17 protein-coding genes and 1 pseudogene are annotated in these 20,145 nt (G+C 70.7%); 14 read left to right on the top strand and 4 right to left on the bottom strand.

Annotation, left to right across the window (positions count from 1 at the left end; all coding sequences use genetic code 11):
- The first annotated feature begins 18 nt into the window (after positions 1–18).
- Positions 19–2,808, top strand: coding sequence for an FAD-binding and (Fe-S)-binding domain-containing protein (locus ABD346_RS22040; RefSeq protein ID WP_344377165.1), 2,790 nt, complete (start codon positions 19–21; stop codon positions 2,806–2,808).
- 176 nt (positions 2,809–2,984) lie between these two features.
- Positions 2,985–3,935, top strand: a complete 951-nt coding sequence (locus ABD346_RS22035; RefSeq protein ID WP_344377022.1) for an EamA family transporter — start codon at positions 2,985–2,987, stop codon at positions 3,933–3,935.
- 202 nt (positions 3,936–4,137) lie between these two features.
- On the opposite strand, the gene ABD346_RS22030 is transcribed toward ABD346_RS22035, so the two are convergent.
- Positions 4,138–4,608 carry an NUDIX domain-containing protein gene (locus ABD346_RS22030; protein WP_344377020.1) on the bottom strand — a complete coding sequence of 157 codons (471 nt, stop codon included), beginning with the start codon at positions 4,606–4,608 and terminating at the stop codon, positions 4,138–4,140.
- 4 nt (positions 4,609–4,612) lie between these two features.
- Positions 4,613–5,353, bottom strand: coding sequence for an XRE family transcriptional regulator (locus tag ABD346_RS22025; protein WP_344377019.1), 741 nt, complete (start codon positions 5,351–5,353; stop codon positions 4,613–4,615).
- A 775-nt stretch (positions 5,354–6,128) separates the two neighbouring features.
- Between ABD346_RS22025 and ABD346_RS22020 the strand changes: the two genes are divergently transcribed.
- The 8 genes from ABD346_RS22020 to ABD346_RS21985 all read left to right on the top strand — a co-directional run bounded on the left by ABD346_RS22020 (position 6,129) and on the right by ABD346_RS21985 (position 16,644).
- On the top strand, positions 6,129–6,944 hold the full coding sequence (locus ABD346_RS22020; RefSeq protein ID WP_344377018.1) for a TIGR03084 family metal-binding protein: 816 nt from the start codon (positions 6,129–6,131) through the stop codon (positions 6,942–6,944).
- Positions 6,941–8,644: an acyclic terpene utilization AtuA family protein gene (locus tag ABD346_RS22015; protein ID WP_344377016.1), complete on the top strand. Its 1,704-nt coding sequence runs from the start codon at positions 6,941–6,943 to the stop codon at positions 8,642–8,644. The genes ABD346_RS22020 and ABD346_RS22015 overlap by 4 nt, the downstream gene beginning before the upstream one ends.
- A 66-nt stretch (positions 8,645–8,710) precedes the next feature.
- Entirely contained in the window at positions 8,711–10,312 is a 1,602-nt protein-coding gene (locus ABD346_RS22010) for an acyl-CoA carboxylase subunit beta (RefSeq protein ID WP_344377015.1), read from the top strand.
- 65 nt (positions 10,313–10,377) lie between these two features.
- Complete coding sequence (locus ABD346_RS22005; protein WP_344377014.1) at positions 10,378–12,249, top strand: ATP-binding protein; 1,872 nt, start codon at positions 10,378–10,380, stop codon at positions 12,247–12,249.
- Between the two features lie 52 nt (positions 12,250–12,301).
- Positions 12,302–13,435 (top strand): acyl-CoA dehydrogenase family protein, encoded by a 1,134-nt coding sequence (locus ABD346_RS22000; RefSeq protein ID WP_344377013.1) that lies wholly within the window; start codon positions 12,302–12,304, stop codon positions 13,433–13,435.
- 250 nt (positions 13,436–13,685) lie between these two features.
- Positions 13,686–15,296 carry a 4-coumarate--CoA ligase family protein gene (locus tag ABD346_RS21995; RefSeq protein ID WP_344377012.1) on the top strand — a complete coding sequence of 537 codons (1,611 nt, stop codon included), beginning with the start codon at positions 13,686–13,688 and terminating at the stop codon, positions 15,294–15,296.
- On the top strand, positions 15,293–16,027 hold the full coding sequence (locus tag ABD346_RS21990; protein ID WP_344377011.1) for an enoyl-CoA hydratase family protein: 735 nt from the start codon (positions 15,293–15,295) through the stop codon (positions 16,025–16,027). Before ABD346_RS21995 ends, ABD346_RS21990 begins: the two co-directional genes overlap by 4 nt.
- Entirely contained in the window at positions 16,015–16,644 is a 630-nt protein-coding gene (locus ABD346_RS21985) for a TetR/AcrR family transcriptional regulator (protein WP_344377010.1), read from the top strand. Before ABD346_RS21990 ends, ABD346_RS21985 begins: the two co-directional genes overlap by 13 nt.
- Before the next feature lie 68 nt (positions 16,645–16,712).
- Here ABD346_RS21985 and ABD346_RS21980 read toward each other — a convergent pair whose 3' ends face one another.
- Complete coding sequence (locus ABD346_RS21980; protein ID WP_344377009.1) at positions 16,713–17,117, bottom strand: rodlin; 405 nt, start codon at positions 17,115–17,117, stop codon at positions 16,713–16,715.
- Positions 17,118–17,292: 175 nt separating this feature from the next.
- Here ABD346_RS21980 and ABD346_RS21975 point away from each other — a divergent pair, with 175 nt between their 5' ends.
- Positions 17,293–17,487, top strand: coding sequence for a hypothetical protein (locus ABD346_RS21975; protein ID WP_344377008.1), 195 nt, complete (start codon positions 17,293–17,295; stop codon positions 17,485–17,487).
- Positions 17,488–17,646: 159 nt separating this feature from the next.
- Here the strand turns inward: ABD346_RS21975 and ABD346_RS21970 are convergent, their stop codons facing one another.
- Positions 17,647–18,054 (bottom strand): rodlin, encoded by a 408-nt coding sequence (locus ABD346_RS21970; protein WP_344377007.1) that lies wholly within the window; start codon positions 18,052–18,054, stop codon positions 17,647–17,649.
- Between the two features lie 334 nt (positions 18,055–18,388).
- On the opposite strand from ABD346_RS21970, the gene ABD346_RS21965 reads away from it, so the two are divergent.
- The 3 genes and pseudogenes from ABD346_RS21965 to ABD346_RS38640 form a co-directional block, all read left to right on the top strand.
- Complete coding sequence (locus ABD346_RS21965; protein ID WP_344377006.1) at positions 18,389–18,796, top strand: rodlin; 408 nt, start codon at positions 18,389–18,391, stop codon at positions 18,794–18,796.
- Between the two features lie 295 nt (positions 18,797–19,091).
- The gene (locus ABD346_RS21960) at positions 19,092–19,319 is read left to right on the top strand and encodes a chaplin (RefSeq protein ID WP_344377164.1); all 228 of its coding nucleotides are present in this window, start codon (positions 19,092–19,094) and stop codon (positions 19,317–19,319) included.
- Positions 19,320–19,477: 158 nt separating this feature from the next.
- A pseudogene (locus ABD346_RS38640) lies at positions 19,478–19,987 on the top strand (chaplin); the annotation flags it as partial.
- Positions 19,988–20,145: the final 158 nt, after the last annotated feature.

Below are 20,145 nucleotides of genomic sequence, written 5' to 3'. Positions count from 1 at the left end.
CGGAGCCTGGCCCGTGACATGGAGCGGGAACTGTCGCGGGTGGTGCGCGGCCGGGTGGACCTCGGTGTCACCGCCCGGGCCCTGACGACGATGGACGCCTCGAACTACCGCCGGGTGCCGCTGGGCGTGGTCGCGCCGCGCGACGCCGACGACGTGGCGGCGGTGCTCACGGTCTGCCGGACGTACGGGGTGCCGGTGGTGCCCCGCGGCGGCGGAACCTCGATCGCGGGCCAGGCCACCGGCACCGGCATCGTGCTCGACTTCACCCGCTTCATGCGCTCGCTCGTCTCGGTGGACGCGGCGGCCCGAACCGCCGTGGTGCAGCCGGGGGTTGTGCTCGACACGCTGCGGAACGCGGCCGCGCCGTACGGGCTCACCTTCGGCCCCGATCCCTCGACGCACAGCCGGTGCACGCTCGGCGGGATGATCGGCAACAACGCGTGCGGGGCGCATTCGGTGCGGTGGGGGACGACGGCCGACAACATCCGTGATCTGACAGTCGTAGGCGCCCAGGGCAATGTTCACCATCTGTCACAGGGATGGCAGAACTCAACGGTGCCCGTCGGACTGCGCGATTTTGTCATCCGTCATCTGTCAGCGCTCCGTACCGGCTATCCCCAGGACCTTCCGCGCCGCATCTCCGGCTACGCGATGGACGCCCTGCTCCCCGAGCGGGGGGCCGATCCGGTGCGGGCGTTCTGCGGCAGCGAGGGCACGCTCGGCGTGGTCACCGAGGCCACCGTACGCCTGGTGGAGGCGCCGCCCGCCCGCGCGCTCGCCGTCCTCGGCTACCCGGACGAGAGCGCGGCCGCCGAGGCGGCGCCCGGGCTGCTTCCGTACCGCCCGCTGACCGTCGAGGGCATGGCCGCCGATCTCGTACGGGTACGGGGCGACGTCGGGCTGCCGCGCGGCGGGGCATGGCTGTTCGTCGAGACGGGTGGGGCGACGGAGGCCGAAGCGCGTGCGCGCGCCCAGGAGTTGGCACGTGCGGGCGACGCCCTGGAGGCCACCGTGGTGAGCGACCCGGCCGGGATGCGCGCGCTGTGGCGGATCCGCGAGGACGCGGCGGGCACCGCGACCCGTATGCCCGACGGCACCGAGGCCTGGCCGGGCTGGGAGGACTGCGCGGTCCCGCCCGCCCGACTGGGAGCGTATCTCCGGGAGTTCAGAGCCCTCCTCTCCTCGTACGGGCTGCGTGGCACCCCGTACGGGCACTTCGGGGACGGCTGCATCCACGTCCGCATCGACTTCGATCTGCTGACACCCGCCGGAATCGGGCGCTTCCGGACGTTCTCCGAGGACCTGGCCGACCTGGTGGTCGCGCACGGCGGCTCGCTCAGCGGCGAGCACGGCGACGGACAGGCCCGCGCGGAACTGCTCCCGAAGATGTACGGGGATGAACTGGTGGGCCTGTTCGGCGAGTTCAAGGATCTGTGGGACCCGTACGGAATCCTGAACCCCGGCATTCTCGCCCGGCCCGCGCGGCTCGACGAGAACCTGCGCTTCGGGGTGCTGCCGAAGCGTCCGGTGGACGTGGAGTTCGGCTATCCGCACGACGGCGGCGACTTCGCGGCGGCGGTACGCAGATGCGTCGGGGTCGCCAAGTGCCGTACGGACACGGTGAGTTCGGAGAGTGACGTCATGTGCCCGTCCTTCCGGGCCACCGGTGAGGAGGAGCACTCCACGCGGGGCCGGGCGCGGCTGCTGCACGAGATGCTGGCGGGCGAGGTGGTCACGGACGGCTGGCGCTCGGAGGAGGTGCGGGACGCGCTCGATCTGTGCCTGTCCTGCAAGGGCTGCCGGAGCGACTGCCCGGTGGGCGTGGACATGGCGACGTACAAGGCGGAGTTCCTGCACCACCACTACGAGGGGCGCCGCCGCCCGGCCTCCCACTACGCGCTGGGCCGGCTCCCCGAGTGGCTGCGCGCGGCCGCGCCGCTGGCCCGCCCCCTGAACGCGGCGGCCCGGGTCCGGCCGCTGGCCGCCCTGGCCAAGCGTCTCGCGGGGATCGCGCCGGAGCGGGCGATTCCGCCGCTGGCCCCGCGCACGCTGGTCGGCGAGCTGCGAAAGCGGCGGGTGCCGTCCGCCGCAGCGGTCGTGCTGTGGCCGGACACGTTCACCAACCACCTTTCCCCGGAGGTGGGGCGCGCGGCCCTGCGGGTGCTGTCGGACGCGGGAGTGGAGGCCGAGGTCCCGGCGGGGCGGGTCTGCTGCGGGCTCACCTATGTGTCGACGGGACAGCTGGACCGCGCGAAGGTGGTGCTCGCCCACACTCTGGACGCGATGGAGCCGTACCTCGGCGAGGCGGGCCGCCGTCCCGTTGTCGTACTCGAACCGAGCTGCGCGGCCACCCTGCGCACGGACCTGCCGGAACTGCTCCCCGCCGACCCGCGCGCGACCCTGCTGTCGTCGGCGGTACGCACCTTCGCCGAGGCCCTGGAGGAGTGCGCGCCGGACTGGGCTCCGCCGCGCCTCGACCGCCCCGTGGCCGGCCAGACCCACTGCCATCAGCATGCGGTCCTGGGCGACGCGGCCGACCGCCGCCTGCGCGAGAAGGCCGGCCTGACGGGCGAGCTCAGCGGCGGGTGCTGCGGCCTCGCCGGGAACTTCGGGTTCGAGCGGGGCCACTGGGAGGTGTCGGTGGCCTGCGCGGAGGACCGGCTGCTGCCCGCCGTACGTTCCGCTCCGCCCGGCACGGAAGTCCTGGCCGACGGCTATTCCTGCCGTACGCAATTGGCGCAGCTGGCGGGCCGCAGGGCGAGGCACCTGGCGGAGGTCCTCGCGGACGGGCTGGAGGGTGAGGGGTAGGGCTGCTCGGCGCCGCTTACATTGGATGGAGTGTGTCCTTCCGTTTAGCGCGGAAAGACGGTTGCGCCAGACGGGCGAAGTCCAAGATACTGAATGAGTTGGTTCATTCTGGTGGACTGGTGGCGGGCTTGTGAGCTGCCGCCCGGGATGCAGGATCCGATGGGAGAGGAGCGCCGGTGAATCCGGTCAAGGGCGCGGGTGCGGCGGAGCCGGTCGCGGCGGCCGCCGTCGCCGTACCGGAGGCTGCCGGTGCGCTGAAGGGCACGGGCCCGGGCGGGCGCCGGGCGGCGTTCGGGCCGGTCGCACTGGTGGTGGCGGGCGGCATATCCGTGCAGTTCGGGGCCGCGGTGGCGGTGACGCTGATGCCGAGGGCTGGGGCGGCCGGAGTCGTCACGCTGCGGCTCGTGGCCGCAGCCCTGGTGCTGATGCTGGTGTGCCGGCCGAAGCTGCGGGGGCATTCGCGGGCGGACTGGGGAACGGTGGTCGCGTTCGGGGTGGCGATGGCCGGCATGAACGGGCTGTTCTACCAGGCCGTCGACCGCATCCCGCTCGGCGTCGCGGTCACCCTGGAGGTGCTCGGCCCGCTGGCCCTGTCGGTGTTCGCGTCGCGCCGCCTGGTGAACGTCCTGTGGGCCGCGCTGGCCCTGGCGGGTGTCGTCCTGCTCGGCGGGGGCGGCTTCGGCAGCCTGGACGCGGTGGGGGTGGCGTATGCGCTGGGGGCGGGTGCGTGCTGGGCGGTGTACATCCTGTTCAGCGCGCGTACGGGGCGTCGCTTCCCGCAGGCCGACGGGCTCGCCCTCGCCATGGCGGTGGCGGCGGTCCTGTTCCTGCCGATCGGCATCGCGCAGGCGGGCGGGAAGCTTCTCGTCCCCACCACCATGGCGCTGGGCGCGGCGGTGGCCGTCCTGTCCTCGGTGCTGCCCTACACCCTGGAACTCCTGGCCCTGCGCCGCCTGCCCGCGTCCACCTTCGCGATCCTGATGAGCCTGGAGCCGGCGATCGCGGCGACGGCGGGCTTCCTCATCCTGGGCCAGGCCCTGTCCTGGCCCCAGGCGCTGGCCATCGCCCTGGTGATCGGCGCGAGCATGGGGGCGGTGCGGACGCAGATCCGGGCGGTCTCGGGTTAGCCCCGGGTTGAGCGGGGTGGCTCCCTTGGCGGGGGGCGCCCGCGCGTGCGGGGTGGTCGGGCAGGGCCCCCTGGGGCTCCGCCCTGGCCCCCGGGGCGTTTGCCCGCCCGTCCCCCCCCCAGCGACTGGGGGTGGAGGGAGTCGATCCCCAGGGGGTGCGCCCTGGACCCCGCCGGGTTCGAGCGCATCGAACCCCGGTGGTTCAGCCGAGATGGGGCCGGTCCCGGTGCTCCAGGTAGTGCGTCAGCCGTAGCCGCTGTGTGTGGTGCATGGGCAGCGCGTCGAGGTCGGCGGGCGAGACGTAACGCAGCTCTGTCGACTCGTCCGACAGGGCGAGTTCCCCGCCGACCACGCGCGCCGTGAAGACGACAGCGAACTGCCGACGCACCTCGCCGTCGCTGTACGCGATGACGTGCCGGGGGTCCGTGTACGTGCCGACCAACCCCGTGATCTCCACGTCCAGACCCGTCTCTTCCCTGACCTCCCGGACGGCCGTACCGGGCAGCGAGTCCCCCATGTCCATGGCCCCACCGGGAAGCGCCCACAAGCCGTTGTCCCGGCGCCGCTGGAGCAGGATGCGGCCCTGGTCATCCGTGACGACGGCGGAGGCGGCAACGACCAGGCTGTTGGGCTCCGGTGCGTTCGGGTCGTCGTAGTACTCGGTCCGTGCCATGTGATCACCCTTCCACGGGTCGGGCCGTCCCCCATACGGCGTCGAAGCTCTCCGCGTAGGTGTCGAACATGCCCCCGCCACCGTTGCGCCGGAGATGCCACACGGGCGCGCCATAGGCGTTCACGCCCCATACGTGGGCGTTGACCAGCGCCTCGTCGTCAGCGCGGAACACGCTGTTGTAGAGCGTAGTTGCGTGGGTCCGCAGCTCAATGCCGGGTACCCCCAGCAAGGGCCGATAGTGCATGAGTGCCAGACGGCAACGGCTCTCGATGCCGTGGCCGAACCTCTCTTCCTGGCCGCGCTGTTGAACGTTCGTACTGGCCGCGTCGCCTAGGGCAATCCGCACTGAGCACCCTTCGGCTGCGCGCTCTCTGAGCAAGTCGTTCAGTCGGGGGTAAGCCTCGTGAAGGAACACGGCGGCGTACACCAACACGTCGATCTGCTCCCGTGCCGCCGCAAGTAGATCCACGTACATGGACACCGGCAAGTCCGCCCGCTGGCCGTACAGTGCCACGAGCTCCGGGCCGACGGCTCGCGCGGAACGTGCCTGCCTTAGCGACGGCCAAAGGGCGTGCACGTCTTCCCCTAGCGTCTCGGCGGCCTTGAGCGCCGTTGCCCGCCGTGGCGTTCGGCCGAGATTCACCCATCGTTCAACGGATTTCGGATCGACTCCCGCCGCCTCGGCCAAGCTCCCGTGCGTCCATCCTCCAGACGCCATGACTGCCCGTAGGCGCTCATTCGACATGGCCAGACCTTCCCCCGACTCATCGACGTACCGGGGACGTTCTACTCCTGCTGGGACGTCCCAGAGTGGGAAACGTACGAGGTTCCTCCGTCCTGGCGACCAGCGGGAGGATCACCACACCAAGACGTGAGAGGACGGTGAACATGTCCGCCAGTGCGCAGATCAAGGACGAGTACAGCACCTACCCACCCGCCGAGAGCCGGTGCTCGGAGTGCGATGAGAGGTTCAGGCCGCTGATGCCCGCGCGCCGCTTCCAGAGTGCAGGTGATGAGCCAACCACCGTGCGGTACAGGCACTTTGAGTGCACCGAAAGGGCAGGGCATTGATCTCCATGGAGCAGTACAAGAGCTCCCTTGCGGAGGCTGACCACGTGGCGGACCTGTTGCGAGCCGCTCTCATGGGTGCGGGTGTGCCTGAAGAGGAGGTGGTGCGAGTTCGGGCCCTGGTGACGGGATCGGGGCGAGCGTACGTCGAACTTGGCGCGCTGCGCACGACCTCCGCCGTGAAGCTGTGCGAGGCGCTACCGCCGCCACTGTGACCTCTTGCCCCATGTGCGAAGTACCCACTGGCTCACCCTCGGCGGTCTGTCGCACCGCTCCTGTGCCGCCCGGTAACGCATGAATGGGGGGCTCCCCTTTGAGTGCGCCCTCGGGAACATCGGGAAGGGGCGGGGTGGGGAAAAACAAGGCCGGAAATAAATGCAAGCACGCTTGCTTGTTTCTGGCCCGCCTGCCATGCTCCGGGGCACACCCGCTGTCCCGGAGGGGAGCGCACCGTGTCCGAACCGGCCCGCCCTGCCGACGCCGTTCTCGCCGTCCTCGACGACCTGCGCGACGAAGGGGGTGAACTCGACGTTCTGATCGGGGAGTTGAGCCCGGCCCAGTGGGCCACTCCCACCGCCGCCCCCGGGTGGAGCATCGCGCACCAGGTCGCCCACCTCGCCTGGACCGACACCGCCGCACTGCTCGCCGTCACCGACCCCGAGGCGTTCGCGCTGGAGGTCGAGAAGGCCGTCGCGGCGCCGGACCGCTTCGTGGACGACGGGGCCGAGGCCGGGGCCCTGCTCCCGCCCGCCGAGCTGCTCGCGTGGTGGCGCGACAGCCGCGTACAGCTCCAACAAGCCCTGCGGGACGCGCCGGTTGGGGCACGCTTCCCCTGGTACGGGCCGCCCATGTCCACCGCGTCCATGGCCACCGGCCGCCTCATGGAGACCTGGGCCCACGGTCAGGACGTCTTCGACGCCCTCGGCCGCACCCGCAAGCCCACCGACCGGCTCCGCCACGTCGCCCGCATCGGCATCCGCGCCCGTGACTACGCCTTTACGGTGCATGGGCTGACGCCACCGGATGATGAATTCCGGGTCGAACTCACCGCGCCGGACGGCGCGAGCACGTGGACGTACGGGCCCGAGAACGCCCAACAACGCGTCACCGGACCCGCGTTGGACTTCTGCCTCCTTGTCACCCAGCGCCTGCACCGCTCCGACACCGCCGTACGCGCGGAAGGCGTCGACGCCGACCGCTGGCTCGACATCGCCCAGGCCTTCGCCGGCCCGGCGGGCCCCGGCCGACCGCCCAAGGACGCCTCATGAGCGACAGCGGGCGAATACTGCGGATCGGCAACGCCTCCGGGTTCTACGGCGACCGCTTCGACGCGATGCGGGAGATGCTGACCGGCGGCCCCCTCGACGTCCTCACCGGCGACTACCTCGCCGAACTCACCCTGCTCATCCTCGGCCGCGACCGGCTCCGCGACCCACGGCTCGGGTACGCGAAGACATTCCTGCGGCAGCTGGAGGAGTGCCTCGGGATCGCGCAGGAACGCGGGGTGCGCATCGTCGCCAACGCGGGCGGGCTCAATCCCGCCGGACTGGCCGGTGCCGTAAGGGAGTTGAGCGAGCGTGTCGGCGTTCCCGTACGCGTCGCTCACGTCGAGGGCGATGCCCTGCCGCTGCCCGACGGGGCGCTCACGGCCAACGCGTATCTCGGTGGCGGTGGCATAGCGGCGTGTCTGCGCGGCGGGGCGGACGTCGTCGTCACCGGGCGGGTCACCGACGCGGCCCTGGTCACGGGGCCCGCCGCATGGTGGTTCGGCTGGGGGCCCGAGGAGTACGACGCGCTCGCGGGCGCGGTCGTCGCCGGGCACGTCCTGGAGTGCGGCACCCAGGCCACCGGCGGGAACTACTCCTTCTTCACGGACTTCGCGGGCCGCGACCTCGTCCGGCCCGGCTTCCCCCTCGCCGAGATCCACGCCGACGGCAGCAGCGTCATCACCAAGCACCCCGGCACCGGCGGAGTCGTCGACACCGGCACGGTCACCGCGCAACTCCTGTACGAGACGTCCGGTGCGCGGTACGCCGGGCCCGACGTCACCGCGCGGCTCGACACCGTACGGCTCGACCAGGACGGCCCCGACCGGGTGCGCATCACCGGCGTACGGGGCGAGGCGCCGCCGCCGACCCTCAAGGCGGGGATCAACCGCATCGGGGGCTGGCGCAACGAGGTCGTGTTCGTGCTGACCGGGCTCGATGTCGAGGCGAAGGCCGACTTGGTGCGGGAGCAGGTCGAGGATGCCTTCGCGCGGGCCAAGTCCCGTCCAGCAGTGGTGAATTGGGAGCTGTCTCGTACCGATCGTGAGGACGCTTCCACCGAGGAGTGCGCCAGTGCGCTGCTGCGGCTTGTCGTGCGGGACTCCGATCCCGAGGCGGTGGGGCGGGTGGTGAGCGGCGCGGCGATCGAGCTGGCGCTCGGCAGCTACCCCGGTTTCCACGTCACGGCTCCGCCGGGGAAGGGGGCGCCGTACGGGGTGTTCTCGGCGGTGTATGTGGACGCGGGGGCGGTCGAGCATGTGGCTGTACTTCCCGATGGCGTAAGGGAGTTGATCCACCCGGGCGCCGCGACCGCTCGCCTTGAGGTGGTCCCCGAGCCGCCCCTTCCGCCCTTCGCGCCTCCGGGTCCGACTCGGCGGGTGCCGCTCGGGTCGGTGGCAGGGGCCCGAAGCGGGGACAAGGGCGGGGACGTGAATGTGGGGGTTTGGGTGCGGTCGGATGCGGCTTGGCGGTGGCTGGCGCATGCGCTGACCGTTGACAACTTTCGTCAACTGATTCCTGAAGTACGTGAGTTGACCGTTGTCCGGCATCTGCTGCCGAACCTTCGGGCGCTGAATTTCGTGGTCGAGGGGCTGTTGGGAGAGGGGGTCGCTTCGCAGGGGAGGTTCGATCCCCAGGGGAAGGGAGTGGGGGAGTGGTTGCGGAGCCGGGAGGTGGCGGTGCCGGTGGATCTGCTGGGCTGAGCCCCCACACGCGCAAGCCGCAGGCGCACCCACCCTCCGCATGACCCCCACCCCCATGGAGCCCCCATGCCCCCCCTCCCCACCGCCCTCACCCCCACCACCCCCGAACACCGTCAGGCCGCCGCAGCCATGCGGGGCAAGCTCGACGAGCTCCAGCGCGAGCACGCGAAGGCGATCGCCGGCGGCGGGGCCAAGTACACCGACCGGCACCGCAGGCGCGGCAAGCTGCTGCCTCGCGAGCGCATCGAGTTGCTGCTCGACCCCGACACCCCCTTCCTCGAACTGTCGCCGCTCGCGGCATGGGGCAGCGACTACCCCGTCGGCGCCTCGATGGTCACCGGCATCGGCACCGTCGAGGGCGTCGAGTGCATGATCACCGCCAACGACCCCACCGTCCGCGGCGGCGCCTCCAACCCCTGGACGCTCAAGAAGGCCCTGCGCGCCAACGAGATCGCGTACACCAACCGGCTCCCCTGCATCAGCCTCGTCGAGTCCGGCGGCGCGGATCTCCCCTCCCAGAAGGAGATCTTCATCCCGGGCGGGGCGATCTTCCGGGACATCACCCGGCTGTCCGCGGCAGGCATCCCCACCATCGCCGTCGTCTTCGGCAACTCCACGGCCGGTGGCGCGTACGTGCCCGGCATGTCCGATCACACCGTGGTGATCAACAAGCAGTCCAAGGTGTTTCTCGGGGGGCCGCCCCTCGTCAAGATGGCCACCGGCGAGGAGAGCGACGACGAGTCGCTCGGCGGGGCCGAGATGCACGCCCGTACCTCCGGGCTCGCCGACCACTTCGCCGTCGACGAGCACGACGCGATACGCCAGGCCCGCCGCATCGTCGCCCGCCTCAACCACCGCAAGGCGCACCCGGATCCGGCCGAGATCGTCCAGCCGCCCAAGTACGACGAGGACGAGCTGCTCGGCATCGTGCCCGAGGACCTCAAGACCCCCTTCGACCCGCGCGAGGTCATCGCCCGGATCGTGGACGGATCGGAATTCGACGAGTTCAAGGGGCTCTACGGGCCCAGCCTCGTCACCGGGTGGGCCGAGCTGCACGGCTACCCCATCGGCATCCTCGCCAACGCCCAGGGCGTCCTCTTCTCCGCCGAATCACAGAAGGCCGCGCAGTTCATCCAGCTCGCCAACCAGCGCGACATCCCGCTCCTCTTCCTCCACAACACCACCGGCTACATGGTCGGCAAGGAGTACGAGCAGGGCGGCATCATCAAGCACGGCGCGATGATGATCAATGCGGTGTCGAATTCCAGAGTTCCTCATCTGTCCGTGCTCATCGGTGCCTCCTATGGCGCCGGGCACTACGGCATGTGCGGGCGCGCCTACGACCCCCGCTTCCTCTTCGCCTGGCCGAGCGCCAAGTCCGCCGTCATGGGGCCGCAGCAGCTCGCCGGCGTTCTGTCGATCGTGGCCCGGGCCTCCGCACAGGCCAAGGGGCAGCCGTACGACGACGAGGCGGACGCCGCGCTGCGTGCCATGGTGGAGCAGCAGATCGAGGCCGAGTCGCTGCCGATGTTCCTGTCCGGGCGGCTGTACGACGACGGGGTCATCGACCCCCGCGACACCCGCACCGTCCTCGGAATCTGCCTGTCGGCGATCCACACCGCCCCCATCGAAGGCGCCCGCGGCGGCTTCGGCGTCTTCCGGATGTGAGCGACATGAGCGATAGCAGAGACAGCAGGGACAGCAGGGACGTCGGGGGGAACAAGGTGAGGGGCATGATCAGGTCCGTACTTGTCGCCAACCGGGGCGAGATCGCCTGCCGGGTCTTCCGTACCTGCCGTGAGCTGGGCATTTCCACAGTCGCGGTGTTCTCGGACGCCGACGCGGGCGCCCTGCACGTACGGGAGGCGGACACCGCCGTACGGCTGCCGGGGGCCTCGCCCGCCGAGACCTATCTGCGCGGTGACCTCATCGTGAAGGCCGCCCTCGCCGCGGGCGCCGACGCCGTGCACCCCGGGTACGGCTTCCTTTCGGAGAACGCCGAGTTCGCGCGGAGCGTCACCGGCGCCGGGCTCACCTGGATCGGCCCGCCCCCCGAGGCCATCGAGGCCATGGCGTCCAAGACTCGCGCCAAGGAACTCATGGGTCTGCCGCCCCTGGACCTCGCCGGCGTCACCGAGGACGACCTCCCTCTCCTCATCAAGGCCTCGGCGGGTGGCGGCGGACGGGGAATGAGAGTGGTCCGTCAACTGACAGATATCGATGGTCAGTTGATGTCGGCCGAAGCTGAGGCTCTGGCCGCCTTCGGCGACGGGACCGTCTTCGTCGAGCCGTACATCGAGGGCGGGCGCCACGTCGAAGTCCAGGTCCTCGCCGATGCCCACGGCACGGTCTGGGTGCTCGGCACCCGCGACTGCTCCCTCCAGCGCCGCCACCAGAAGGTCATCGAGGAGGCCCCCGCGCCCGGCCTCGGCCCCGAGCTGACCGACGAGCTGCACGCCCTCGCCGTACGGGCCGCGAAAGCCACCGACTACCGGGGCGCCGGCACCGTCGAGTTCCTGGTCGCGGAGGGCCGGGCCCACTTCTTGGAGATGAACACCCGCCTCCAGGTCGAACACCCCGTCACCGAGGCCGTGTTCGGCGTGGACCTCGTAGCCCTCCAGCTCCGAATCGCCGAAGGCGAAGCCCTCCCGCCGACCCCGCCCGCCCCCCGGGGCCACGCCATCGAGGCCCGCCTCTACGCCGAGGACCCGGCCGCCGACTGGGCCCCGCAGACCGGCACCGTCCACCAACTGGCCGTCGAGGGCGTCCGGTTGGACTCCGGGTACGCGGCCGGTGACACCATCGGCGTCCACTACGACCCGATGCTCGCCAAGGCCGTCGCCCACGCCCCCAGCCGCGCCGAAGCCGCCCGCAAGCTGGCCCGCGCCCTCGAACGCGCCCGCATCCACGGCCCCGCCACCAACCGCGACCTGCTCGTCCGCTCCCTCCGGCACCCCGAGTTCGGCGAAGCCCGCCTCGACACCGGCTTCTACGACCGCAACCTCCCCGACCTCACCACCCCGGCTCCGGGCAGTCGCCACGCCGCCCTCGCCGCCGCCCTCGCGGACGCCGCCTCCCGGGCCGGCCGGTTCGGCGGCGGCTGGCGCAACGTACCCTCGCAGCCGCAGGTCAAGCGGTACGGCGAGCACGAGGTCCGCTACCGGCTCACCCGCCACGGCCTCGAAGCCGAGGGGTACCCCGAGGTGCGTCTCGACGCCGCCGCGCCCGATCGCGTACGGCTCGAAATCGACGGCGTGCTAAGGGAGTTCGACATCGCGCGGTACGGAGGCGGGGACGGCGGCATTGTCTACGTCGACACCGCATCCGGGGCCCACGCCCTCACCGTGCACCCCCGGTTCACCGATCCCGGCGACCTCGTCGCGCCCGGCTCGCTGCTCGCTCCCATGCCCGGGGTCGTCGTGCGGGTCGCCGACGGGGTCGAGGAAGGCTGTCGCGTCACCGCCGGACAGCCGCTGCTCTGGCTGGAGGCCATGAAGATGGAGCACCGCATCACCGCTCCCGCCTCCGGCACGCTCGCCGCGCTCCACGCTGCCCCCGGCGGCCAGGTCGAGGTCGGCGCCCTGCTCGCCGTAGTCGTTCCGTAGTCCCTCGAACCGCTCGCCGTCGTCCCGTGATCGCTCAGGAGGCCGAACCAGCATGACCGGAGTCATCGAGAGCCAAGAGAACCAGGACCTGCGCGCGGCGGTCGCCGCACTGGGCGCCCGGCACGGACGCGGGTTCGACCGCGCGGCCCTGTGGTCGGAGGCCGCCAAGCTCGGCTACCTCGGCGTGAACCTGCCCGAGCAGTACGGAGGCGGAGGCGGTGGCATGGCCGAACTGTCCATCGTCCTGGAGGAGTTGGGCTCGGCCGGCTGCCCGCTCCTGATGATGGTGGTCTCGCCCGCCATCTGCGGCACGGTCATCGCGCGCTTCGGCACGGACGCGCAAAAGCGGAAGTGGCTGCCGGGCCTCGCCGACGGCTCGCTCACCATGGCCTTCGGCATCACCGAGCCCGACGCCGGGTCCAACTCGCACCGCATCACCACCACCGCCCGCCGGGACGGCGACGGCTGGGTCCTCACCGGCCGCAAGGTGTTCATCTCGGGTGTGGACATAGCGGACGCGACCCTCATCGTGGGCCGCACCGAGGACGCCCGCACCGGCAGCCTCAAGCCCTGCCTCTTCATCGTCCCGCGCGACGCCCCCGGGTTCCGGCGCTCGCAGATCGACATGGAACTCCAGGCGGCGGAGAAGCAGTTCGAGCTCGTCCTCGACGACGTACGCCTGCCTGCGGACTCCCTGGTCGGGGACGAGGACGCGGGGCTGCTCCAGCTGTTCGCCGGGCTCAACCCCGAGCGGATCATGACGGCCGCGTTCGCGATCGGCATGGGGCGTTACGCTCTCGCGCGGGCCGTCGACTACGCCACGGCCCGGCAGGTGTGGAAGCTCCCCATCGGCGGCCACCAGGCCATCGCCCACCCCCTGGCCCAGGCCCACATCGAGCTCGAACTCGCCCGCCTGATGATGCAGAAGGCTGCGGCGCTGTACGACGCGGGGGACGATGCCGGGGCGGGGGAGGCGGCGAACATGGCCAAGTACGCGGCGGCGGAGGCGTGTGTCCGGGCGGTCGACCAGGCTGTTCACACCCTGGGCGGGAATGGGCTCACCCGGGAGTACGGGCTTGCTTCGCTGATCACCGCGGCTCGGGTGGCCCGGATCGCGCCGGTCAGCCGCGAGATGATCCTCAACTATGTGTCCCACCAGTCGCTCGGGTTGCCCAAGTCGTACTGATCGCTGCCGCGGGGGGTGGGTTTGGTGCGGGGCGAAGGGGGCTTGCGCAGTTCCCCGCGCCCCTTGAATCCGCTTTCGGTCACGGGTCGTGGGCGGCTGGTCGCGCAGTTCCCCGTGCCCTTGGCGGCGTTGGCGTTGTTCGCGTGCCACCCACGCGGCGGAGGCCGCACAATGTCACCGTCCCGCGCCCCAATCCGCACGTACTGCACCCGACTCCGACAGGTCGCTCTGACGTACCAGGAGGCCCCGCATGGACTCCCCCCGGATCTTCCGCAGCGAGTACGCCGACGTTCCCCTCGTCGACGAGGCCATTCACCAGGCCGTTCTCGCTCGGTCCACTGCCACTCACCCCGATGCCGTCGCCCTCATCGATGGCGCCGATCCCAGTGGGGCCACCAACCTCACCTACGGCCAACTCGACGTATGGCACCGCAATGTGGCCGGGGCGCTCGCTGCTTCCGGGGTGCGCAAAGGGGACGTGGTTGCTCTCCACAGTCCCAACTCCCTGCTCTACCCCGTCGTCTTCTACGGGGCCAGCCGGGCCGGAGCGGCGGTCACCACCGTCCATCCGCTGTGTACCGCCGAGGAGTTCGCCAAGCAGCTCGCGGACTCCTCCGCACGCTGGATCGTCACCGTGGCCCCGCTCCTGGAGACCGCCCGCCGGGCCGCCGAACTCGTCGGGTGCATCGAGGAGATCTTCGTCTGTGATCGGGCCGAGGGGCACCGCTCGGTCCTTCACGATCTGCTGACCAGCGGCGACGCCCCCGAGCCCGATGTCGTGATCGACCCCGCCGAGGACATCGCCGTACTGCCGTACTCGTCCGGCACCACAGGCGTCCCCAAAGGCGTCATGCTCACCCACCGCAACATCGCCACCAACCTGGCCCAACTGCACCCGCTGGTCCCGATGGTGCCCGGCGAGCGCATCCTCGCCGTGCTGCCCTTCTTCCACATCTACGGCATGACCGCGCTCATGAACGCGCCGCTGAGGTCCGGCGCGACCGTCGTCGTGCTGCCGCGCTTCGAGCTCGACCAGTTCCTCGGCGCGATCGAGAAACACCGCATCACGGGCCTGTACGTCGCCCCGCCCATCGTGCTCGCCCTGGCCAAGCACCCGGCGGTCGCCCGGTACGACCTCTCCTCCCTGGAGTACATCGTCAGCGCGGCCGCTCCGCTCGACTCCCGTCTGGCGGCCGCCTGTTCGGCCCGGCTCAAGCTGCCGCCGGTACGCCAGGGGTACGGCATGACCGAGCTGTCGCCCGGCACGCACACGGTCCCGCTGGCCACCCCGAACCCGCCGCCCGGCGCCGTCGGCAAGCTCCTGCCGTCCACCGAGATGCGCATCCTGCGCCTGGACGACCCGGCCCGCGACGCCGGGCCCGGTGAGGAGGGCGAGGTCGCCGTTCGCGGCCCGCAGGTCATGAAGGGCTACCTCGGCCGCCCCGAAGCCACCGCCGACATGATCGACGCGGACGGCTGGGTGCACACCGGCGACGTCGGCCACGTCGACGACGACGGCTGGCTGTACGTCGTCGACCGGGTCAAGGAGCTCATCAAGTACAAGGGCTTCCAGGTCGCCCCGGCCGACCTGGAAGCCCTGCTGCTCACCCACCCCGCCGTCGCGGACGCCGCCGTGATCGGCGTGTACGACGCCGACGGCAACGAGGTCCCCAAGGCCTTCGTCGTACGCCAGCCCGGAGCGCCGGACCTCTGCGCGGACGAGCTGATGGCGTACGTCGCCGAACGCGTCGCCCCGTACAAGAAGGTCCGCCGCGTGGAGTTCGTCGCGAGCGTGCCCCGCGCCGCGTCCGGCAAGATCCTGCGACGCGAGCTGCGCCAACGAGAGAAGGACCGGACGTGACACTCATACGGGCCGACCACGAGCGGGGCATCACCACCCTCGCCCTCGACTCGCCCGCCAACCGCAACGCGCTGTCGGCACCCCTGGTGGCCGAGCTCGGCGAGGCGCTGGCGCGGTGCGCCGGGGACGCGGATGTACGGGCCGTGCTGCTCACCCACACCGGCGGCACGTTCTGCGCGGGCGCCGACCTGAAGGCCCCGCCGGACCCGGCGGCCTTCGTGCATCTGATGCGTACGGTCGTGGAACTCCCCAAACCGGTCGTGGCGCGCGTCACCGGACACGTCCGCGCGGGCGGCCTCGGGCTGCTGGCGGCGTGCGACATCGCGGTCGCCGGGCCCGGGTCCTCGTACGCGTTCACCGAGGCGCGGCTCGGCCTCGCGCCGGCCGTGATCTCCATGCCGGTGCTGCCCCGCATGGACCCGCGCGCCGCGAGCCGCTACTACCTGACGGGCGAGCGGTTCGACGCGGCGGAGGCGGCCCGCACCGGTCTCGTCACGCTCGCCGCCGACGACGTCGACGAGGCGCTCGCGCCTGTCCTCGACGGGCTGCGCCGGTCCTCGCCGCAGGGCCTGGCCGCGTCGAAGGCTCTGGTCACGGCTACCGTGGCGGAGGCCTTCGACCGCTGGTCCAAGGAACTGACCGCCCGCTCGGCGTCCCTCTTCGCCTCCGCCGAGGCGCGGGAGGGAGTGACGGCCTTCCTCGAACGACGGGACCCAGCATGGGTGTTGTGACCACACCGACGACCCCACCGACGACGACCCCACCGAAGTCGACCCCGCCGAAGACCCCGAAGCAGGACCGCAGCCGGGCCACCCGGCAGCGGCTCCTGGAGGCCGCCGTGGCGTGCCTGGCCGAGCACGGCTGGGCGGGCTCGACCGTATCGGTGGTCGCCGAGCGCGCCGGGGTGTCGCGGGGCGCCGCCCAGCACCACTTCCCGACTCGTGAGGATCTGTTCACGGCGGCCGTCGAGTACGTCGCCGAGCAGCGGTCCTCCGCGCTGCGGGCCCTGGACCGCACGGACCGGCGGGAGGTCGTGGCCGCACTGGTCGGCCTGTACACGGGCCCGTTGTTCCGGGCCGCGCTGCACCTGTGGGTCGCCGCGTCCAACGAGCCCCAGCTGCACGCCCGGGTCACCGACCTTGAGGCGAGGGTGGGCCGCGAATCGCACCGCATCGCGGTGGAACTGCTCGCCGCCGACGAGTCCGTACCGGGCGTACGGGAGACGGTGCAGGGCTTCCTCGACATGGCGCGGGGCCTGGGCCTGGCCAACCTGCTCACCGACGACGAGGCCCGCCGGGAGCGGGTCGTGGCGCAGTGGGCGGTGCTCCTCGACGAGGTGCTGGCCTGAGGCACCGGACCCCGGGCACACGAAACGGCCGGCCCGGGTGACCCGGGACCGGCCGTCGGCCGCGCTGCTCAGCCCCTGCCGTTGCCGGACCGGATCGGGATCTCGTCCAGGATGTGTGAGAGCGGTTCGTCGCCCTTGACCTGCGCCGAGTTCTCCGTGCACTGCTGGTTCTGCGGCGCGGACAGGACCGGCACGTCCTGGAGTACGGAGACCGGCACGAAACCGACGATCGAGGCGAAGTTGGCCTTGACCGGAACGCCGAGGCAGGGCTTGTTCAGGGACCCCTGGACCAGGGTCATCTGCGGAGCCATGTCACCGTCGGTCTTCGAGTTGCCGAAGGCCTGCTGCGCACCGTTGCCGCTGAGCGTCTTCGTGCCGCCGTGGTCGCCGACGGCCATGGCCTGCGGCGCGGCCGTCATCGCGACACCGGACACGACTGCGGCGACGGCTGCGGCCGACCACAACTTCTGCATGTCTACTCCTGTTGGTCTGATTCCACCGACGGGGATCCGTCGGCAGAAACGGAAAGAATCTCTTTAGGATGTGCCCGTTCCCCCGAACGGGGCATTGTGGAATTCAACCCCGCTCGGCCGTGGTAATACGCAGGCACCGGTAATACGCAGTCATCACGACCGATGGTGAGGAACCATGACTGAGACGCAGGATGCCTGGCGCCGGCAGACTTTCATTCCGATCACTCGTCGTCAATTCGAGAGCGAGGCGGCGGCCGAACCCATGTATGCGGCTCTGGTGCGTTCCTGGGTCACCGAAGGGCGTACGGTCCCCGGCCGCCCCGACTGGGAATGGAACCAGCTCGTCAACGGGTTCTACTGGCCTTCCTGAGTACGGCCTTCCTGCATTACGTCGCCCGGTCCCGGGCACAACAAAAAGACCGGACCCCCGGAATTCGCCGGTGCTCCGGCCGTGGAAAGCAGGATGCCGGACCGCCGAGGGGATTGGCAGCGGTCCGGCCGTCCTGGCGAAACGGGGGCTTCGTGCTGCTCAGCCCTTGCCGTTTCCGGAGAGGATCGGGATCTGGTCCAGGATGTGCGAGAGCGGCTCGTCGCCCTTGGCCTGCGTCGAGTTCTCCGTGCACTGCTGGTTCTGCGGCGCGGACAGGACCGGCACGTCCTGGAGTACGGAGACCGGGACGACACCGACGATCGAGGCGAGGTTGGCCTTGGCCGGCAGGGCGATGCAGGGCTTGTTGAACGAACCCTGGATCAGGCCGATCTGCGGGCTCATGTTGCCGTACGTGGAGGAGTTCCCGTACGCCTGCAGCGCCTCGTTGCCGCCGACGGTGGTGGTGCCGCCGTGGTCTCCGACGGCCATGGCCGGGGCGGCAAGGATGGCGGACGCGCCGACCAGCGAAACGGTGGCAGCGGACGCGGCCATAACCTTCTTGATCACGGTGGGCCCTTTCTGGTGGATGCCCCATACAGAGCCACCTGCCCAACTGGACCCCTGCGGATTGGTTTCTGCTCTTCACCCTTTCAGCCGTACGAAAATGAGATGGACCGAGTCCCGTTCGCCTTTACGGGTTGGGATTATATGGAGATCCGATGCGGTAGGGGGAGTTGTCTTCCCGGCCTTTTTGTTCGGGTTCCTTGAGGCCTCTCGGGGAACCGTTCGGGTGAAGCGCCGGAACCAAACAAGTGCCGTGAAGTTGACCCAGGAAGTAGTACGGCGCAGTAGATATGAGCGCGGTGCTGCGTGTGCTCTCCATACAAGAAAAGGGAAGACCATGCTCAAGAAGGTCATGGCTGTGTCCGCCGCAGCCGTTTCGCTGGTCGGCGCCTCCGCCATCCTCGCGGCCCCGGCCATGGCCGTCGGCGACCAGGGCGGCACCACCACCGTCAGCGGGAACGGCGCGCAGCAGGTCTTCGGCAACTCGAAGACCGACGGCGACATGAGCCCCCAGCTGTCGCTGGTCCAGGGCTCGCTGAACAAGCCCTGTCTCGGCGTTCCGGTCAAGGCCAACTTCGCCTCGGTCGTCGGTTTCGTCCCGGTCTCCGTACTCCAGGACGTGCCGGTCCTGTCCGCGCCGCAGAACCAGCAGTGCACGGAGAACTCGGCGCAGGTCAAGGGCGACGAACCGCTCTCGCACATCCTGGACGAGATCCCGGTCCTGTCCGGAAACGGCAGGGGCTGAGCAGCGCCGATTCGCCTGCGCGCCGGCTCGGGCCGCCGCGGTCCCCTCCGACCGCGGCCGGCCCGAGTTCTTTTGGGCGCCAAATGCCTTTCGGGTAAAGGGCCGAAGAGGGAAAGCATCCCTTCCTGCCATTTGGGTGAGGAACTCGGCAGGGCCTTCCCGTCCGGTTTCCTTTGCCTGGACCGATCGTTACCAGTTCGTCAGCGGCTCCTGGGCGAAAGCTCTGGCTACGCGCCGTGAGCAACGACTGGTTGCGCGACTTTTTGACCGAGGGAAGGAAAACCACGTGAACTACATGAAGGCCGCGACGGCCATGGCCGGTCTGGCCATCGCCGCGGGTGGTGCCGCCGCTCCGGCGTTCGCCGACGCGCAGGCCGACGGTGCCGCCGTCGGCAGCCCGGGTGTCCTGTCGGGCAACCTGCTCCAGGTTCCGGTCCACGTGCCGGTCAACCTGTGCGGCAACACCGTCAGCGTCATCGGCGCCCTGAACCCGGCGTTCGGCAACGTCTGCATCAACAAGTGATGTAGCGCAGGAACTCTTCACTCAGATTTTGGGGCGTGCCCGTCGCACGCCCCAAAGTCGATTTCCCCCCACCTCACCGCGACACGGAAGACAGCCCATTGCGTCAGGTCATCAGCAAGACTCTGTTCACTGCCGTGGCAGCCACGAGCGTCCTTTCGATGAGCGGAAGTTACGCCCAGGCCGCCGGCACCAATGCCGAGACCATGGGCTCGCCGGGCCTGCTGTCGGGGAACTCGATCTCGGCGCCGGCCGACGTCCCGCTCCAGGCGTGCGGGAACACCGCGAACCCGGTCGGGGCGCTCAACCCGTCCTTCGGCAACCACTGCGCTCCGGGCTCGTCGAGCGCCGTCGACGCTGCCGAGGAGCGGGCCGACCACGCGGCCGACGACGCTGTTCGGCACGGCGCCGAGGACGTGTACGGGTCCGCGTTCAAGCGTTGGTTCGAGAGGGAGTACGCGAAGGCGCACGGCCCCCAGTACCAGCAGGAGGAGCCCGCTCAGACGCACGAGCCGGAGGAACACCGGGGCCCCGCCAGTCAGGCGCGGTCCGTGGCGAGCGGCTCCCAGGGCGTCCTGTCGGGCAACTCCGCGGCGGCACCGCTCGACGTGCCGGTGCAGGTGTGCGGAATTACCGCGGATGTCGTGGGGCTGCTCAACCCGGCGATGGGCAACCACTGCAAGACCGGCCCGGGTGCGGCCCCGCACGGGCCTGAAGCACACCCTGCCCCGCCGGCGCACCAGGCGCCACCCAAGCACCAGGCGCCGCCCGCACATCACAACCCGCCGGTGCGTCATGCCCCGCCGGCCCCGCACACGCCGCCGGTTCA

Source organism: Streptomyces mauvecolor, from assembly GCF_039532965.1.
GTDB lineage: Bacteria > Actinomycetota > Actinomycetes > Streptomycetales > Streptomycetaceae > Streptomyces > Streptomyces violascens.
Note: the sequence above shows the minus strand (reverse complement) of the source record. Positions and strands in the feature narration are given on the sequence as shown.

Bases quoted from the DNA above. Each gene is read 5' to 3' on its own strand.
- ABD346_RS21985 (WP_344377010.1), top strand. From the start codon at position 16,015: ATGGGTGTTGTGACCACACCGACGACCCCACCGACGACGACCCCACCG.
- ABD346_RS22010 (WP_344377015.1), top strand. From the start codon at position 8,711: ATGCCCCCCCTCCCCACCGCCCTCACCCCCACCACCCCCGAACACCGT.
- ABD346_RS22005 (WP_344377014.1), top strand. From the start codon at position 10,378: ATGATCAGGTCCGTACTTGTCGCCAACCGGGGCGAGATCGCCTGCCGG.
- ABD346_RS21975 (WP_344377008.1), top strand. From the start codon at position 17,293: ATGACTGAGACGCAGGATGCCTGGCGCCGGCAGACTTTCATTCCGATC.
- ABD346_RS22025 (WP_344377019.1), bottom strand. From the start codon at position 5,353: ATGTCGAATGAGCGCCTACGGGCAGTCATGGCGTCTGGAGGATGGACG.
- ABD346_RS22000 (WP_344377013.1), top strand. From the start codon at position 12,302: ATGACCGGAGTCATCGAGAGCCAAGAGAACCAGGACCTGCGCGCGGCG.
- ABD346_RS21965 (WP_344377006.1), top strand. From the start codon at position 18,389: ATGCTCAAGAAGGTCATGGCTGTGTCCGCCGCAGCCGTTTCGCTGGTC.
- ABD346_RS21995 (WP_344377012.1), top strand. From the start codon at position 13,686: ATGGACTCCCCCCGGATCTTCCGCAGCGAGTACGCCGACGTTCCCCTC.
- ABD346_RS22030 (WP_344377020.1), bottom strand. From the start codon at position 4,608: ATGGCACGGACCGAGTACTACGACGACCCGAACGCACCGGAGCCCAAC.
- ABD346_RS22040 (WP_344377165.1), top strand. From the start codon at position 19: ATGGAGCGGGAACTGTCGCGGGTGGTGCGCGGCCGGGTGGACCTCGGT.
- ABD346_RS22015 (WP_344377016.1), top strand. From the start codon at position 6,941: ATGAGCGACAGCGGGCGAATACTGCGGATCGGCAACGCCTCCGGGTTC.
- ABD346_RS21980 (WP_344377009.1), bottom strand. From the start codon at position 17,117: ATGCAGAAGTTGTGGTCGGCCGCAGCCGTCGCCGCAGTCGTGTCCGGT.
- ABD346_RS21960 (WP_344377164.1), top strand. From the start codon at position 19,092: ATGAAGGCCGCGACGGCCATGGCCGGTCTGGCCATCGCCGCGGGTGGT.